This window comes from Cryobacterium sp. PH29-G1, from assembly GCF_030063365.1.
Lineage (GTDB): Bacteria > Actinomycetota > Actinomycetes > Actinomycetales > Microbacteriaceae > Cryobacterium.
Map to the genome: position 1 here is coordinate 1 of NZ_JASISY010000013.1, position 15,240 is coordinate 15,240.

The following is a 15,240-nucleotide window of genomic DNA, read 5'->3' on the forward strand; positions in this document are numbered from 1 at the left end:
CAATCGTGCCCGCCAACAACGCCGCCACCGTATTGCTCAACCGCAACAGATCAGCAATCGGACCGCGCGCCGTAAGCACCTGCGCATCAGACAGCCCGGCGAACTCGGCACTGGACCCACCGAGCGCAGCCACAGCAGCCGCCGCCCGAGTGAGCTCTACCGCGAGCCCTACCGCGAGTCCCACCGGGGGCTCGACCGCCACGTTGTTCATGATTCAACCCAACACCCGACCACCGACATTCCCGAGGAAAAATCATGCTTACAAGCACGAAACCGCCCAAATCCACCAAAGAATACCCAAAGAAATGTCTCCTAAACGGCGGAGACGGCAGTTTCGCGGTTCCCCCGATGGGGGCCAACGGTATCGTCACGGTTCGCCGCGTCCAGCAGGCGCGTGCCGGAGAACAAAAACAGCGCGTAGCGTGAGGAAATGCGCCCTCATCCCCCTCGCCCATCGCGCTGGAGTGGGCCACCCGGCACCTCGCCGTTGCCCGATTGCGCTCGGTGCGTACCCTGCCCGGCGGCACACACGCCAGAACCAACGTTGTCGAAACGCCCGCCGGCACCGAGTACGTGTTGCGAGAGTTTGACCCGGGTGACGTCGCCGTGCGCCGTGAGATCCCGGTACTCACGGGGCTGGGTGACCTCGGAGATCTGGCACCTGGGCTGGTCGCCGCCGACCCCGACGGACAGCAGACCGGATATCCGCTCATCCTCACCACGCTCCTGCCCCGCAGCGCTTGCATTACACCGCACAACCCGTAGAATTTCGTCGAACAGTTGGGGCGCGCGCTGGCACGCATCCACTCTCTCGCCGTCGAGCCGGGTCTCCCCGAGCTCTTCGCTCCACCCTCGGCCGATTCACCGCTGCTCGCGGTGTGGCGAGAGCTTGATAATGCACCCCGGGCGGTCACGCACGACGATTTCTGGTCCGGCAATACGCTCTGGCTGCACGAACGACTGACCGGGATCGTGGATTGGTCCGGCGCTGGGCGGGTTCCCCGCGGCTACGATTTGGCCTGGTGCCGGCAGGACCTCGTATTTCTTTACGACGAGGCCATGGCCAACGTGTTCACGCGCGCCTACGACACTGCCGCCGGCTCCCCCACGCCCGATGTGGCCCGGGGGGATTATTTCGCAGCGATGACGGCCTTTTTCCGGGTGGACACCTGGGCGCCCAATTATCAGGATCTCGGTCGTTCCGACCTGGACGGGCCCGAGCTGCGCCTTCGGTTGACCGAGTGGATGCTCGAGATCCCCTGTCCGTTCTCCATGGTCGGCTAAACGAAGCAGGGCCCCACCGACGTGGAGCCCTGCTTACAAGATTTCGGGTTACGCGTTGAGCGCGGCCTGCAGTTCGAGGGTGATGGTGACCTTGTCACCGAGCAGCATGCCGCCGGTTTCAAGGGCAGCGTTGTAGGTGAGACCGAAGTCTTCGCGGTTGACCTCGGTCTTGGCCGTGGCACCGAACTTGTAGTTGCCGTACGGGTCGTTGCCGAAGCCGCCGAACTCGAACTCGAAGGTGGCCGGCTTGGTGACGCCCTTGATGGTGATGTTGCCGTCGACGAGGAACTCGCCCTTGACCTCGCGCACGCCGGTCGATGCGAAATCGATGGTCGGGTAGGTCTCGGCGTCAAAGAAGTCGCCGGTGCGCAGGTGGCCGTCGCGGTTGGCCTCGTTGGTGTTGATCGAAACAACCTTGGCGGAGGCGGTAACGCTGGCCTCGAGCGGGTTTTCGCCGGTCACGAAGGTGGCGTCGAAGTCATCGAAGGTGCCCTTGACCTTGCTGATGACTATGTGGCGGATGCTGAAGCTCACCGAGCTGTGCGTCTTGTCGATGGTCCAAGTTCCGGCCTTGTAGCCCGGGATGCTCGTTGCGGTGGTCGCGCTCATAAAATTCTCCTCAAGTGTGCGGGCCCCAAATTGTCGCCCTCGGGTACATGCAAGCGCATAGAAGACGGCCGTATTCCCCAAAAGCAAAAATTCATCGAACCCGACGCGGACGTCCAGACCGGGCCGAAACTCAGGCCGACCGAATAGGCTCAATCTGTCATGGGGTTCTGCGTGTTGATTGGGAGGTAACCGTGAGTACACAACGGTCAAGCAAGCGCACGCCCAACGCGTCCACATCGAGCACAGCGCCCACATCCGCACCGCGCACATCCGCGCGCAACCACAAGGCGCAGGCCGTCGCCGGCGAAGGCATCCTCATCGCTGCCGGAGGCCGAGCCATCCTGCTGCAACTGGCCAACCCGGCGATCGGACACGGCGTCGCCGATCACAGCCACTTTGGCCTGCGACCACTCGACCGGCTCAACGGCACACTCAGCTACGTCTATGCGATCGTCTTCGGCGATGCCGCCCTGGCCGCGACGGCCGCCCGGCGGGTCAACCACGCGCACGTTCCGGTGCACTCCAACGGCACGAGCCCCGCGTACAACGCGTTCACCCCCGAACTGCAGTTGTGGGTCGCCGCCACGCTGTACGAATCGGCCACCCACCTGCATGGCCTCCTTTACGGCCCACTCGACGACGACACGGCCGACGACATCTACCGCGAATATTCTCGGCTGGGCACATCGCTCCAGGTGCCGCCGCAACTCTGGCCCGAGGATCGTGCCGCGTTCCGTCGGTACTGGAACGAACAGTTGGCGCTCCTCACAACGGATGCCGCCACCCGCGCGGTCGCGCATGAGCTGTTGCACTCGCGCACCGCGCCGTTCTGGTACCGCGCGGCGCTGCCGCTCGCCCGCCTGGTCACGGCCGGACTCTTGCCACCACACGTTCGGGAGCTCTTCGACTTTCCCTGGTCGGCGCGGCGCCAGCGTCGCTTCGATCGAGTGCTGGGCGGCATCCGCTTGATTTATCCGCGTCTGCCACGGGTACTGCGACACTGGCCGAAGAATCACTATCTGCGCCGGCTGCACGCTTCCCCTCCCGCTCCCGTAGGGTGAGAGTGAAATGACGCAGCCGCAGACACCCCACCCCGGGCTCGACAGCACCGATCGCCAGATCATCGCTGAACTCAGCCGCGACGCCCGACTCTCGATGCGACAACTGGCCCTGCAGGTGCACATCTCCCGCACCGCTGCCCATACCCGAGTGCAGAAGCTGATCAGCCACGGTGTGATCACCGGGTTCGGCGTGCAAACTGACCGCAAGGCGCTCGGACTCAACGTTTCTGCGCTTGTGGTCGTGAAGATCGGCGATGTTGCCTGGGGTGAGATCGCCGCACAACTGGCCGAACTCCCCTTCGTGGAGAAAGCACAGGCTGTGAGCGGTGATATCGACATTATTCTCACGGTGAGCGCCCCAGACCACGAACAGCTCAGCCAGGCCATCCTGCGCGATATCCACACGATGCCCGGAGTGATTTCTACCCGGTCGCACCTCATCCTCGACGAAATCATGGGGCACGCGCCCGGCGCTACTCCGGACGCGTGGCAATAAACGGCGTTTCAAAACGACCGATTGGTCGCCGTCCGGCATCTGTTCGGCCATTCGTTCACAACTGCGAAAAAGTGCCGCAGCGGTCCCGAAAAGGGCGCACCATTGGCTCATGAGCCTCAATGTTGAGAGCACGCCGCTGACCGCCGTGCTGGCACCCCCACCCCTCCGTTTGATAGACGACACCGGTCACGCGGTTGCCGAAAGTGAGAGCGGCGGTTTCACCCTCCCGCCGGTTGAAACGCTGCTCGGCCTCTACCGCCAGATGGTCATGGCGCGCCGTTTCGACGTGCAGGTCACCGCCCTGACGCGGCAGGGCCGGCTCGCCACCTACCCGTCGGCGCTCGGCCAGGAGGCCTGCGAGATCGCGGCCGTCGCCTCGCTGGCCCCGCAGGACTGGCTCTTTCCGACCTACCGCGACAGCATTGCGCTGCTCACCCGCGGCGTGGTTCCGAAGGACATTCTCGCGGCGTTCCGCGGCGACTGGCACAGCGGCTACGACTACCGCAAGTTCCACATCGCGCCGCAGGCCACGCCGCTCGCGACCCAGGCACTGCACGCCGTCGGCCTCGCTACGGCGTCCAAACTCAAGCGTGACGACACCGTGGCCCTGACCCTGCTCGGCGATGGTGCAACGAGCGAGGGCGACGCCCACGAAGCGTTCAACTTCGCCGCCGTGTGGCAGGCCCCCGTTGTTTTCGTCGTGCAGAACAACCAATTCGCGATCAGCGTGCCCCTCGACAAGCAGATGGCCTGCCGCACCATCGCGGACAAGGCGATCGGCTACGGCATGCCCGGCTACTACGTCGACGGCAACGATGTCGCAGCCATGTACGCCGTCGTCTCGGCTGCGATGGACCGCGCCCGAAGCGGCGGCGGCCCCACCCTGATCGAGGGCCTCACCTATCGAATCGAGGCGCACACCAACTCGGATGATCCCACCCGCTATCGCAAGAGCGCCGACGTGGACCTCTGGCGCAGCCGCGACCCGATTGAGCGCCTCGAGAAGTACCTTGTCGCGCAGGGCGCCCTCACCGACGAGCTGCACGCCGAAATTCTGGCGGCGGCCGAAGAACTCGCCACCGAGACCCGAGACTGCATGACCGAGCAGGCCGTCATCGATCCACTCGAACTGTTCGAGCATGTCTATTCCACCCCCCGAGCATCCCTGGCCGAGCAGCGCGCCTTCCTGGCCACCGAACTCGACAACGATGCCGCGGCATCCGCTCTGATCAGCGAAGAGAGCACCCGATGAGCACCCAGCAGACCCTCGAAACCGGCACCAAGGTGCGCGCGCCGGAAAACCTCACGATGGCCGCCGCGCTCAACGCCGCCATTCGCGACGCGATGGTCGATGATCCGACAGTGGTCTTGTTCGGCGAAGACGTCGGCCCACTCGGCGGCGTGTTTCGGGTCACCGACGGCCTCTACGCCGAATTCGGTGAGACCCGGGTGAGCGATTCGCCACTGGCCGAGGCTGGCATCATAGGAACCGCAATCGGTATGGCCATGTACGGCCTGCGACCGGTCGTCGAGATGCAGTTCGACGCGTTCAGCTACCCGGCATTCGAGCAAATCGTGTCGCACGTGGCGAAGATGCGCAACCGCACCCGCGGCCAGATTCCGCTGCCGATCGTTATTCGTATTCCCTACGCCGGTGACATCGGCGGGGTCGAGCATCACTCCGACTCCTCCGAGGCCTACTGGACGGCGACCCCCGGACTGACCGTGGTGACCCCGTCGAACCCGGCCGACGCCTATTCCATGCTGCGTGAGGCCATCGCCAGCGACGACCCGGTCATCTTCATGGAGCCGAAGAGTCGCTATTGGAGCAAGGCCGAGCTGACCCTGCCGGTGCAGACCGAGCCGCTCAACCGGGCCGTCGTGCTGCGAAGCGGAACCGATGTCACGCTCATCGCCTACGGCCCGACGGTGAAGACTGCCCTCGCCACGGCCGAGCAAGCTGAGGCCGAGGGGCTATCGGTTGAGGTCATCGATCTGCGCACCCTGTCACCGTTTGATGACGAGACGGTAGGGGCATCCGTTCGCAAGACCGGCCGGGCCGCGATCGTGCACGAGGCCGCGCAGTTCGGCGGCTACGGCGCCGAGGTGGCCGCCCGCCTGACCGAGCGCAATTTCTTCTACCTGGCCGCACCCATTCTGCGCATCACCGGCTTCGACATTCCGTATCCGTCGCCCAAGCTCGAGGAGTATTTCTTGCCAACCCCCGACCGCATTCTCGCCGCACTGTCGACCTGGGAGTGGTCCTGATGAGCCGCGAGTTTCTGCTGCCCGACCTCGGCGAGGGTCTCACCGAGGCCGAAATTGTCGCATGGCTGGTTGCTCCCGGCGACACCATAGTTATCGACCAGGCCGTGGTCGAGGTCGAATCGGCCAAGTCGGTTGTTGAGCTGCCCTCGCCCTACGGTGGAGTCGTGGCGAGCCTGTTCGGTGAACCCGGGCAGATCATTCACGCCGGCCAGGTACTGCTGACCGTGACCGATCCGGCGGGGAGCGACGCTCCGGCCACTGCTCCGACTGCTGCCCCGGCTGCGACGCCGACTGCCGTCGCCGCGTCCGAGGGCTCCGGAGCGGTTCTCATCGGCTATGGCACGACCGAAAGCACGCGACCGCCCAGACGGGTCGCCGCCGGACGCTTCGGCGGCGCGAGCGCTGCGAGCGTTCCTGTCGCCGCGCCAACGGATGCGGCGCAAACAACGGAACCGGTCCGGTCTGAACCGGCTCGATCGGAACCGGTCCGGTCTGAACCGGCTCGATCTGAACCGGCAGCATCCACTTCGACCGGATCAGCTTCGACCGGCACACTCGACCCGGCGCGCCGCTCCCCCGTCGTGTCGCCGATCGTGCGCCGACTCGCGCGCGACAACGGTTTCGATGCGAGCACGCTGATCGGCAGCGGCCAGAACGATTTGGTGCTGCGCAGCGACGTCGAGGAGTACATTCGCGGTCGGACCGTTTCGGCGACGTCGACCCCCACCAGCGCGCCGACCCCCACCAGCGCGCCGGTGCCGGCCAGCACGACACCGGCCACCCGGAACGACGGTAGCGCCGCCATCCGCATCCCGATCTCGGGGCTGCGCAAGGTCGTCTCCGCGCGGCTGACCACGTCGCGGCAAGAAATTCCCGAGGCCACGATCTGGCTCGATGTCGATGCGACCGCTCTGTTCGCGGCCCGCGATCAGCTGCTCCAGGCGACCGGCGAGCGGTTCAGCGTGACGGCTTTGATCGCGCGGTTCGTTCTGTCCGGGTTGCGTCAATTTCCCGAGCTCAACTCCTCCGTTGATACCGCGAGCCAGGAGATTCTGCAGCACAGTGTCGTGAACCTCGGCATCGCCGCGCAGACCTCGCGCGGGCTGATGGTTCCGGTGATCCACGACGCGCACGCCATGAGCACACGACAGTTGCGCGATTCCCTCGCGGAACTCGTGGCACGATCGGCCGACGGCACGTTTGCGCCGAGTGCGCTCACCGGCGGAACCTTCACCCTGAATAACTTCGGTTCGCTCGGCGTCGACGGTTCAGCGGCGATCATCAACCACCCCGAGGCGGCGATTCTGGGAATTGGGCGCATGATCGAGCGGCCGTGGGTGGTCAATCACGAGCTCGCGGTGCGCACCGTCGTGGAATTGTCGATGGTGTTCGACCATCGGGTCTGTGATGGCGGAACCGCAGCGGGATTCCTTACTTATGTGGCCCGCTGCATCGAAAATCCGGTGAGCCTGCTCGCCGACCTATAGGACTGCCGACCGATGGGAAACACCTTTATCGGGGGTGCGAAGGTGTTTCCGTCTTCGGTGGCACGGGCGCCGCGACGGGCATCGGGGTGTGACTTCTCGTTCAGACGCCCGTGACGTTGAGCGCGGCCAACTGGTAGCGCAGCGGGGAGACCCGCACGCTGGTGTGGTCGCATCCGGAGCACTTCAGAATGTAAACGGGAAGTGAGTTGCGCTCAACGTGAGCCGGATTCGGACTCAGTCGGGCTTGCGAACGGCAGAACGGGCAAGTGAGTGTCATGCGATCTCCGAGCGTGCAATTGTTGGTGGCACCCTCTTAGTCTGTGCCCTGGCCGGGTCCGGGAACAGGGCCAAAGGTCCTGTACTGCTACAGGATTAGGCGGGCAGCCCAAGCCGTGCTTGTGCACGGTGCGTTAGCGTGGTCGAATGAGCCGATCTCGTGCCGGAACGCTGCGGCCGTTTGTGCTCCCGGTCGGAGTCGGACTCGTGTCGATCGCGGCGTACACCGTGTTTTCGGCCATGCAGTGGCGCAGTTTCTCCGCGCCGTCCTGGGACCTCGGAATTTTCACGCAGCTCGCCCGGCAATATGCGGCATTCGATGCGCCGATCGTCACGATCAAAGGCGCGGGGTTCAACTTGCTCGGCGACCACTTTCATCCGCTTTTGGTACTGCTTGGGCCGGTTTTCGCCGTGTTTCCCCACGCGTTCACACTGCTGGTAGTGCAGAACGCGCTGTTTGGTGTTGCGGCGGCGGCGCTGACTTTCGGTGCAATTACGCTGCTCGGGCGGCGCACCGGTACCCTGTTCGGGCTCGCGTTCGCCTTCAGCTGGGGCCTGCAGGGTGCCGTTGAGGCGCAGTTTCACGAGATCGCTTTCGCCGTAGCGTTGTTGGCGCTGTCGCTGACCGCCTTTCTGCTGCGCAAGTGGATGGCGTGCCTGCTCTGGGCGATGCCGCTCGTGTTCGTCAAGGAAGACCTCGGCCTCACCGTGGCCGCCCTCGGTCTCGTGCTCGCCGTGCGCAGTCGCCGACCCCTCGGAGTGTGGCTGGCCGTCTGGGGCATTAGCTGGTTTGCCCTGGCCAGCCTCGTTATTTTGCCGCTGCTCAACCCGAACGGAGCCTGGGCCTACTCGAGCAGCATCGACCCGGCGGGGATTCTGGCTGACCCTGCTGCTCTGCTGCAGCCTCAGAAAGGCGTCACGCTGGCCCTGCTCCTGGTCGCCGGCGGCCTCATCGTGGTGCGATCGCCCCTCGCGCTCGTGCTGCTGCCAACGCTGGCGTGGCGGTTTTTGTCCGACAATCCCGGCTATTGGGGGCCCACCTGGCAGTACAGCGCCGTGCTCATGCCGATCGCCTTCGGTGCCGCGCTCGATGGCATCGTGCTGGTGCGCCGTAGCGGGTGGCGCTGGTTGCGCGGCTACGGGCGGCAGGCGGCATCCGTGTCGATTGTGGCTGCGCTGGTGCTCGCCACAACGCTGCCACTGTTCAAGCTGACGGATGTGCCGGCCAATTTCTCCACGGACCGCGCCGCAGCCGCAACGGCGGCACTGCGTGTCGTCCCCGACGGCGCCAGCGTCGAATCCGATATCGGGCTGATGAACTTTCTCGTGGAACGAACGGATGTCTACTGGCTCGGCAACGCGAATCCCGTGCCCGACTATCTCGTGATCGACCTGCAGGCCGGCGGGCTCCCCGCAGAGTGGACCTCGGCGCAGGTCGTGGGCCGAGCTTTGCACCCCGACGCCACATTCACGACCATCTACGCCGCCGACGGCTACGAGGTGGCCCAGTCCCGCTAGTCCCGCCAAAATTGCCCGGGCCCGGGCCCGGAAACTGGGCCCCTGATAGATCATGGGCCCAGTTGCCGAAGGTGGGCCCCGAACCAGGGCCCACCGCGCATCACCACGGCTGTGCGCCCCGAGGCCACGCGATACCCCCAACCACCAAGCCGCAGCGCACTCACGGTATCGGCGAAGGCCAACTCCACCTGATCGAGCGACACCTGTGTCAAACGGATGCCGAATAGCCACGACCTGACACGCAGCCCGCGCTGGTCAACGCTCACTCGAACCCGCACGAAGGTGAGCATGAGCAGCAGGACCACGCAGAGAACAATCAGGCTCACGATGGTGGCGGAGAAGCTCTGGCTGCTATCGCCCAGCAGGGTCGACTCCGCGATGATCCCGCCGATCGCGACCAGTCCGACGACGAACCCAATGACCGGGCTCGTGACCGTTTCGCTCCACGTCGAGGTGCTCTCGGCCGCGAGTGTGTCGGCGCCCATCGATCTGCCCATCCCAGCGGCAGACTCCTCGCGGGATTAGGCCGCTTCCGGCGCGGGCAGGACGATCCATTTCCGGGCCAGAAAGAACGGCAACAGTCCATAACCAAACGACACAAAGGTCAGCAGCACCCAGGCACCCAGCCTGGGTTCCGCAGAGCCGGCGGCAATGGTGACACCACCCGTAGTCAGCCATAGGCACGACGACAGCCCGGCAGCGAAGCCGAGGCCCAGGTAGACCAGACGCCGATTCGGTGCCGCACGCTCACGCAGGTAGTAGGTGGCAAGAATCGCCGCGCCCAGACTCACCGCGCCGGCGAAGGCGGCCATCGCCCAGGTCGGCATGGTCGAACTCACGGCCCCGTCGCTGCCCCATTGCCGTGGCAGCACGGCGGGCAAGCGGTCGACCCACAGCAGCCAGGTGACGACAACGGCGAGTACGGGCAACCATAGCGTCGCCGCCGCCGCAACGTCGCGCGGGCATGTCGGCGCCGAACTATGCACCAGTGTCATGCGTCCCCCCGATCACGCGCACACCTGGAATTCACCGGCGCGCTCCCCCATCCAAGCACGGGCCGCGCCTGATGCGTGGGTCGACTACCGCTTGCGACGGGCGAGGAAGGCATCCATTCGAGTGAATTTGGCCTCGGACTCGAACAGGATGGACTGGGCGACGTTGTCGACGAGCGGATGCGCCGCCCGCGGCGCGTGGAAAACCTCCTTGGCCAGACGGGTCGCGAGCGGGTCCTGCGCGCCGATGCGATCGGCCAGCGCGTGCGCGGCGGCCAGCAGGTCGTCGGGATCGTGCACCTCGGTGACCAGGTGCACGGCGAGGCATTCCGCGGCGCTCAGGATGCGACCGGCCAGGATAATCTCCTTGGCCACCGGCTCCCCCACCAGTTCGGCCAGACGCCAGAGGGCACCGGCAGCCGGCAGGATACCGAGGGCCGTCTCCGGGTTGCCGAGTCGTGCACTCGTCGATGCGATCCGAAAGTCGGCCGCGTAGGCCAGTTCGGCGCCGCCGCCGAGGGCCCAGCCGTCGATCGCGGCAATGACGGGCATCGGCAGCTTCGCGATGCGCGAAAACAACCCGGAGTTGATGCCGAGCAGTGCGTCGTCGCGACGGCGCTCGCGCAGCTGAGCGATGTCGGCGCCCGAGGCGAACACCCCGTTCGCGCCGCTGATAATGAGGATGCGCGGCTGTTGCTCCAGCTCGGCGCAGACGGCGTGCAACTCGTCGATCATGGTCTGGTCGATGGCATTGCGCACGTCGGGCCGGTCGAGTTCGACGTGCACCCGGTCGTCGCGGCGTTCAATGGTCAGGGTGGTGGGAAGGTCGGTCATTGTGGGACGTCTCCGTTGAGGTCGAGGTGAGGTCGGATCATAAATGGGGTCAAAGTTGAGGAATGGCCGTGCAGACAAAGTTCAGGAGTCGGGCGTCCCGGCCGGAAAGACCCGCTTGTAGCTACGCCCGTCGGGCCGGGTCACGGTGCGGCTGGTCAGGCTTCCGCGGCGCACCTGAAGGTAGATGGCCTGGGCGCTGACCCCCCGCGCGGCCGCGGCTTCGGCGACCGAAAGTCCCGGCAGGTCGGTCGGTACGCTGCTCGGCCGCGCCGATCTCTTACGGCCCGCTTCGAGCCGCTCGGCGATTTCGTCATCGCTGCCGCCCCAACGCCACTTGGCGGCGGGGGCTTTCAGTCCCGTCGCGTCGGCGATCTCCTCCCACGTTCTCCCTGCCGCGAGCGCGCCGCGAACGGCAGCGAGCGTGGCCGGGTCGATATCGAGGGCCGTTCGCAGTGAGCGGATGGCGTGCAGCCGGTCGAGCGGGTCTGTCGCGACATCATCATCGAGGGCCAGCAGCCTGTCCAGGGCCGCTCGGGTGGACGCAGTGAGAAAGTGTGCCATGTCTGCCTCAACCCGCCGCGGGGTCGGCCGTGCCGCCCAGTGCCGCGGCGAGCCGTTCACGGGCCCTGGCCAGGTGATCATCCAGCAGTCGGGCCGCGGCCTCGCCGTCGCCCGCGCCGAGGAGCGCGAGAATGCGCTCGTGCTCGTCGTGAATCATGGAGGTGTCGAGAAGCTTCAGCGTTTGCACGCGGGTCATGCACAAGCGCACCTCGCTCACGAGCGAACGGTACATCTTGCTGATCCGCTCATTGCCCACAGCGTCGATGAGGCTCAGATGAAATCGCATGTCCGGCTCGACGACGGCGAGCGGGGTGTCGTTGGTCAGCGCGGCGATATCGGCATTGGCGCGCACCGCCTCGGCCGGCACCGAACGGGCAGCGGCGAGCCGCCGCACAACCTCACTCTCCAAGTAGGCGCGGGCGAGATAGATGTCACGCACGTCTATCGGTCCGAGATCAGCCACGCGGGCGGTCTTGTGCGCACCACGCACGAGGAGCCCCTCGGCGACCAGCCGTTCGATGGCAGCCTTGGCCGTGGGGCGCGCGACGTCGTACGAGCCGGCCACATCAGTTTCGGTCAGCGCGGCAGCGGGACTGAGCCCACCCGAGAACAGTCGCTCCCGCAAATCATGGGCGATCGCATCCACGATGGAAATAGCCGCGACGGGGATAACCACGGGCACCACCTCTCCTCGCCGACAAACCGGCATCATCAATCTTGCCAGACCAGACAACAAGAAGTGTTGACTTACGTGAACACTTGTTAGACAATATTTGAACCGTCCTCGGCATGCGACGCAACCTCAGTGTGGAGACCTCATCGTTCATTTCATTGCCCGGCCCGTCCATCCGTTCGCCGCGGACCCATTCCTCCAGATCACCGATCCGATCTTCGGAAACCTGATCCTCTCGGCGGTGTGCGCCGCCCTACCGCTTGTCCTCCTGTTCGTGCTGCAATCGACGCCCGTGCTGGGCTGGATGGTTCCGTAATGCCGAAAACCTCCTCGCGACGCACCGCCGCATCGGCGCTGCTCGATTCGCTGCGCTTAGCCGTATCGGACCCGACCCGGGTGAAAACCCGAGCCATCGACCTGCACGCCAACGCCCACGACGCCTCCCATTTTCTGCTGATCCCGCAGGCGGTGGTCGTGGCCGAGAATGCCCAGGAAGTCGGCCAGCTGCTCGCGGCGAGCGCTGCCCAGGGCGTTCCGCTCACGTTCCGTTCCGGCGGGACCAGCCTCAGCGGTCAGGCCCTGACCGACGGCGTGCTCGTTGATGTGCGCCGAAATTTCAAGAAGATCGAGGTGCTTGATTCCGGCGCCCGCGTTCGAGTTCAGCCCGGCGTCACGGTGCGAGCTCTCAACAACCGGCTCGCCCGGTACGGGCGCAAGTTCGGGCCGGACCCGGCGAGCGAATCAGCCTGCACCATCGGCGGCGTCATCGCTAACAACTCGTCGGGCATGGCCTGCGGTACCACGGACAACACCTATCGCACCCTCGAATCACTCACCATTGTGCTGCCGAGCGGTACGGTCATCGACACCGGAAAAACGGATGCCGACGCCCGCCTCCGCGCCCTCGAGCCGCAGCTGCACGAGGGGCTGCTCCGATTGGCCCGGCGGGTTCGTGCCAGCCCCACGTCCGTGGCGACGATTGAACACCAATTCTCGATGAAGAACACCATGGGGTACGGCGTCAACGCGTTGCTCGACCATGATCATCCGGCAGAGATCCTGGCGCACCTCATCGTGGGCAGTGAGGGCACGCTCGGCTTCGTCGCCGAAGCCGTGTTTCGCACCGTGCCCATACTCGCTCACATCACCACCAGCCTCCTGGTGTTCGACGATCTGGAGGCGGCCAATGCTGCCCTCCCCGCGCTCGTCGATACCGGAGCGGCGACCCTCGAGCTCATGGACGCGCTCTCCCTCAAAGTTGGGCAGAGCCTGCCGGACGCACCCCCGATCATCCGCGATCTGGTCGTGCGCGACCACGCAACGTTGCTCGTTGAGTACCACGCCGACAGTGCAGCGCACCTTGGGGAGCTGCAGGCCACCGGAATGGCACTCGGTGCCGGGCTGGGCCTGAGCAGTCCGGCCCGGTTCAGCAGCGACGCAGCCGACAGAGCCCGTATATGGCATCTGCGCAAAGGCCTCTATGCGGCCGTCGCCGGCGCTCGACCGCTGGGAACGACCGCGCTGCTCGAAGACGTCGTCGTACCCGTTCCGGCGCTCGGCCGCACCTGCATCGAACTGACGACCTTGTTCGAGCGTCACCAGTACCGGGACAGCGTAATTTTCGGGCACGCCAAAGACGGCAATATTCATTTCATGCTCACCGATGATTTCGCCGGCACGGAGTCGCTGGATCGGTACCGCAATTTTACCGATGACATGGTCGACCTCGTGCTCGGCGAGGGCGGCTCGCTCAAGGCCGAACACGGCACCGGACGGGTGATGGCACCCTACGTTCGCCGCCAGTTCGGCGATGAGCTCTACGACGTCATGCGCCAGATCAAACGTCTCTGCGATCCCACCGGCATGCTCAACCCGGGCGTCCTCATGAACGACGACGCGGAGGTGCACCTGCGCGACATTAAGTCCACGCCCGCGGTGGCTGCGGAAGTCGACCGCTGCGTGTCCTGTGGCTATTGCGAACCGGTGTGCCCCAGCCGGGAGATCACGCTCACGCCGCGACAGCGCATCGTGACGTTGCGTGCTATCGAGCAGGCGCGCATCGACGGCGACACGAAACTCGTCGCCGAACTCGCCAAGGACTACGACTACGACGCCGTGCAGACTTGCGCGGTCGACGGCATGTGCCAGAGCGCGTGCCCGGTCAATATCGACACCGGCCTGCTCGTGAAGAGTCTGCGCAAAGAAGACGCAAATCCGATCGCCAACGCGCTGTGGAATGTCGCCGCACAGAACTGGGACACGGTGACCCGGGGTGCCAGCCTGGCACTGACCGTGGTGAAGAAGGTGCCGACCCCGCTCGTGGTGGCCCCCAACCAGATCGCCCGGGCCGTGCTCGGTAGCGACACGGTGCCGCTGTACTCCGGAGAGTTGCCCGCCGGCGGGGTTTCGCGCGCGCGCCAGAAGCCGCACGGTGCGACATCCGCGGTGTATTTTCCGGCTTGCGTCAGCACCATGTTCGGCGCGGCGGATGCTGCCACGCCCGGCGTGCAGGTCAGTTTCGAGGAACTATGCCAGCGGGCCGACATCACCCTGCTGGTTCCTCCGGCCATTGACAACCTGTGCTGCGGCACGCCCTGGGCCTCCAAAGGCATGTCGGTCGGTCAGGCCGCCATGCGGGCGCGTACCCTCGCGGCGCTGCACGAGGCCACCAATGACGGCGAGCTCACCATAATCTGCGACGCCTCCTCGTGCACCGAGGGATTGCGGCAGACCATCGAGAGCGACCCGAGCGATATCCGGTTACGGGTGATGGACGCGGTCGAATTCGCCGCCGCGCAGATCCTGCCGTCCCTCCCCGACTACGTCAAGCTGGAATCGCTTGCGCTGCATCCCACGTGCTCATCCACTCGGATGGGAATCAATGCGTCGCTCGAGAGTGTCGCCGCCGCCGTCGCTGACCGCGTCGATGTACCGGAGAACTGGGGCTGCTGCGGCTTTGCCGGGGACCGGGGCATGCTCCACCCGGAACTGACGGAATCCGCGACCCGCGTGCAGGCCGCGGAGGTCGTGGCCCTGGACTCGACGGTGCACGCTTCGTGCAACCGCACCTGCGAACTCGGCATGACCCGGGCGACCGAAGCGCCGTATCGGCACGTGCTAGAGCTACTCAACGAGGTGTCGCGCCCCGCCTGAAGGCCGCCAGGCCCGATGCCCCGCCACC

At 65.6% G+C, this 15,240-nt stretch carries 17 protein-coding genes; 9 read left to right on the plus strand and 8 right to left on the minus strand.

Going from position 1 to position 15,240, the window contains the following annotated elements:
* A partial coding sequence (locus tag QMK22_RS14175) for a hypothetical protein (RefSeq protein ID WP_283498300.1) occupies positions 1-211 on the minus strand: 211 nt, incomplete at its 3' end.
* Between the two features lie 293 nt (positions 212-504).
* On the opposite strand from QMK22_RS14175, the gene QMK22_RS14180 reads away from it, so the two are divergent.
* Together QMK22_RS14180 and QMK22_RS14185 are read left to right on the plus strand one after the other, a co-directional pair.
* Entirely contained in the window at positions 505-765 is a 261-nt protein-coding gene (locus QMK22_RS14180; RefSeq protein ID WP_283498301.1) for a phosphotransferase, read from the plus strand.
* 15 nt (positions 766-780) lie between these two features.
* The gene (locus QMK22_RS14185) at positions 781-1,284 is read left to right on the plus strand and encodes a phosphotransferase (protein ID WP_283498302.1); all 504 of its coding nucleotides are present in this window, start codon (positions 781-783) and stop codon (positions 1,282-1,284) included.
* A 48-nt stretch (positions 1,285-1,332) separates the two neighbouring features.
* Here QMK22_RS14185 and QMK22_RS14190 read toward each other — a convergent pair whose 3' ends face one another.
* Positions 1,333-1,893, minus strand: a complete 561-nt coding sequence (locus QMK22_RS14190; protein WP_283498303.1) for a YceI family protein — start codon at positions 1,891-1,893, stop codon at positions 1,333-1,335.
* 191 nt (positions 1,894-2,084) lie between these two features.
* Between QMK22_RS14190 and QMK22_RS14195 the strand changes: the two genes are divergently transcribed.
* From QMK22_RS14195 to QMK22_RS14215, 5 genes are all read left to right on the plus strand, one after another.
* A complete protein-coding gene (locus QMK22_RS14195; RefSeq protein ID WP_283498304.1) occupies positions 2,085-2,954 on the plus strand; it encodes an oxygenase MpaB family protein in 870 nt (289 codons plus the stop codon).
* Positions 2,955-2,961: 7 nt separating this feature from the next.
* Positions 2,962-3,450, plus strand: a complete 489-nt coding sequence (locus QMK22_RS14200; protein ID WP_283498305.1) for an Lrp/AsnC family transcriptional regulator — start codon at positions 2,962-2,964, stop codon at positions 3,448-3,450.
* A gap of 109 nt (positions 3,451-3,559) precedes the next feature.
* Positions 3,560-4,702, plus strand: a complete 1,143-nt coding sequence (gene pdhA / locus QMK22_RS14205; protein ID WP_283498306.1) for a pyruvate dehydrogenase (acetyl-transferring) E1 component subunit alpha — start codon at positions 3,560-3,562, stop codon at positions 4,700-4,702.
* Positions 4,699-5,718, plus strand: coding sequence for an alpha-ketoacid dehydrogenase subunit beta (locus QMK22_RS14210; protein ID WP_283498307.1), 1,020 nt, complete (start codon positions 4,699-4,701; stop codon positions 5,716-5,718). The genes pdhA and QMK22_RS14210 overlap by 4 nt, the downstream gene beginning before the upstream one ends.
* On the plus strand, positions 5,718-7,205 hold the full coding sequence (locus QMK22_RS14215; RefSeq protein WP_283498308.1) for a dihydrolipoamide acetyltransferase family protein: 1,488 nt from the start codon (positions 5,718-5,720) through the stop codon (positions 7,203-7,205). The genes QMK22_RS14210 and QMK22_RS14215 overlap by 1 nt, the downstream gene beginning before the upstream one ends.
* A 100-nt stretch (positions 7,206-7,305) precedes the next feature.
* Here the strand turns inward: QMK22_RS14215 and QMK22_RS14220 are convergent, their stop codons facing one another.
* A complete protein-coding gene (locus QMK22_RS14220) occupies positions 7,306-7,482 on the minus strand; it encodes a hypothetical protein (RefSeq protein WP_283498309.1) in 177 nt (58 codons plus the stop codon).
* A 146-nt stretch (positions 7,483-7,628) separates the two neighbouring features.
* Between QMK22_RS14220 and QMK22_RS14225 the strand changes: the two genes are divergently transcribed.
* Complete coding sequence (locus QMK22_RS14225) at positions 7,629-8,999, plus strand: DUF2079 domain-containing protein (RefSeq protein WP_283498310.1); 1,371 nt, start codon at positions 7,629-7,631, stop codon at positions 8,997-8,999.
* Positions 9,000-9,049: 50 nt separating this feature from the next.
* Here QMK22_RS14225 and QMK22_RS14230 read toward each other — a convergent pair whose 3' ends face one another.
* The 5 genes from QMK22_RS14230 to QMK22_RS14250 form a co-directional block, all read right to left on the minus strand.
* On the minus strand, positions 9,050-9,496 hold the full coding sequence (locus QMK22_RS14230) for a hypothetical protein (protein WP_283498311.1): 447 nt from the start codon (positions 9,494-9,496) through the stop codon (positions 9,050-9,052).
* A gap of 24 nt (positions 9,497-9,520) precedes the next feature.
* Complete coding sequence (locus QMK22_RS14235; RefSeq protein ID WP_283498312.1) at positions 9,521-9,994, minus strand: hypothetical protein; 474 nt, start codon at positions 9,992-9,994, stop codon at positions 9,521-9,523.
* A gap of 84 nt (positions 9,995-10,078) precedes the next feature.
* Positions 10,079-10,825 carry an enoyl-CoA hydratase/isomerase family protein gene (locus QMK22_RS14240; RefSeq protein ID WP_283498313.1) on the minus strand — a complete coding sequence of 249 codons (747 nt, stop codon included), beginning with the start codon at positions 10,823-10,825 and terminating at the stop codon, positions 10,079-10,081.
* Positions 10,826-10,906: 81 nt separating this feature from the next.
* Positions 10,907-11,386 (minus strand): hypothetical protein, encoded by a 480-nt coding sequence (locus QMK22_RS14245; RefSeq protein ID WP_283498314.1) that lies wholly within the window; start codon positions 11,384-11,386, stop codon positions 10,907-10,909.
* 7 nt (positions 11,387-11,393) lie between these two features.
* Positions 11,394-12,095 carry a GntR family transcriptional regulator gene (locus QMK22_RS14250; protein WP_502857750.1) on the minus strand — a complete coding sequence of 234 codons (702 nt, stop codon included), beginning with the start codon at positions 12,093-12,095 and terminating at the stop codon, positions 11,394-11,396.
* A 279-nt stretch (positions 12,096-12,374) separates the two neighbouring features.
* Between QMK22_RS14250 and QMK22_RS14255 the strand changes: the two genes are divergently transcribed.
* Positions 12,375-15,212, plus strand: a complete 2,838-nt coding sequence (locus QMK22_RS14255; protein WP_283498315.1) for an FAD-binding and (Fe-S)-binding domain-containing protein — start codon at positions 12,375-12,377, stop codon at positions 15,210-15,212.
* Positions 15,213-15,240 lie beyond the last annotated feature (28 nt).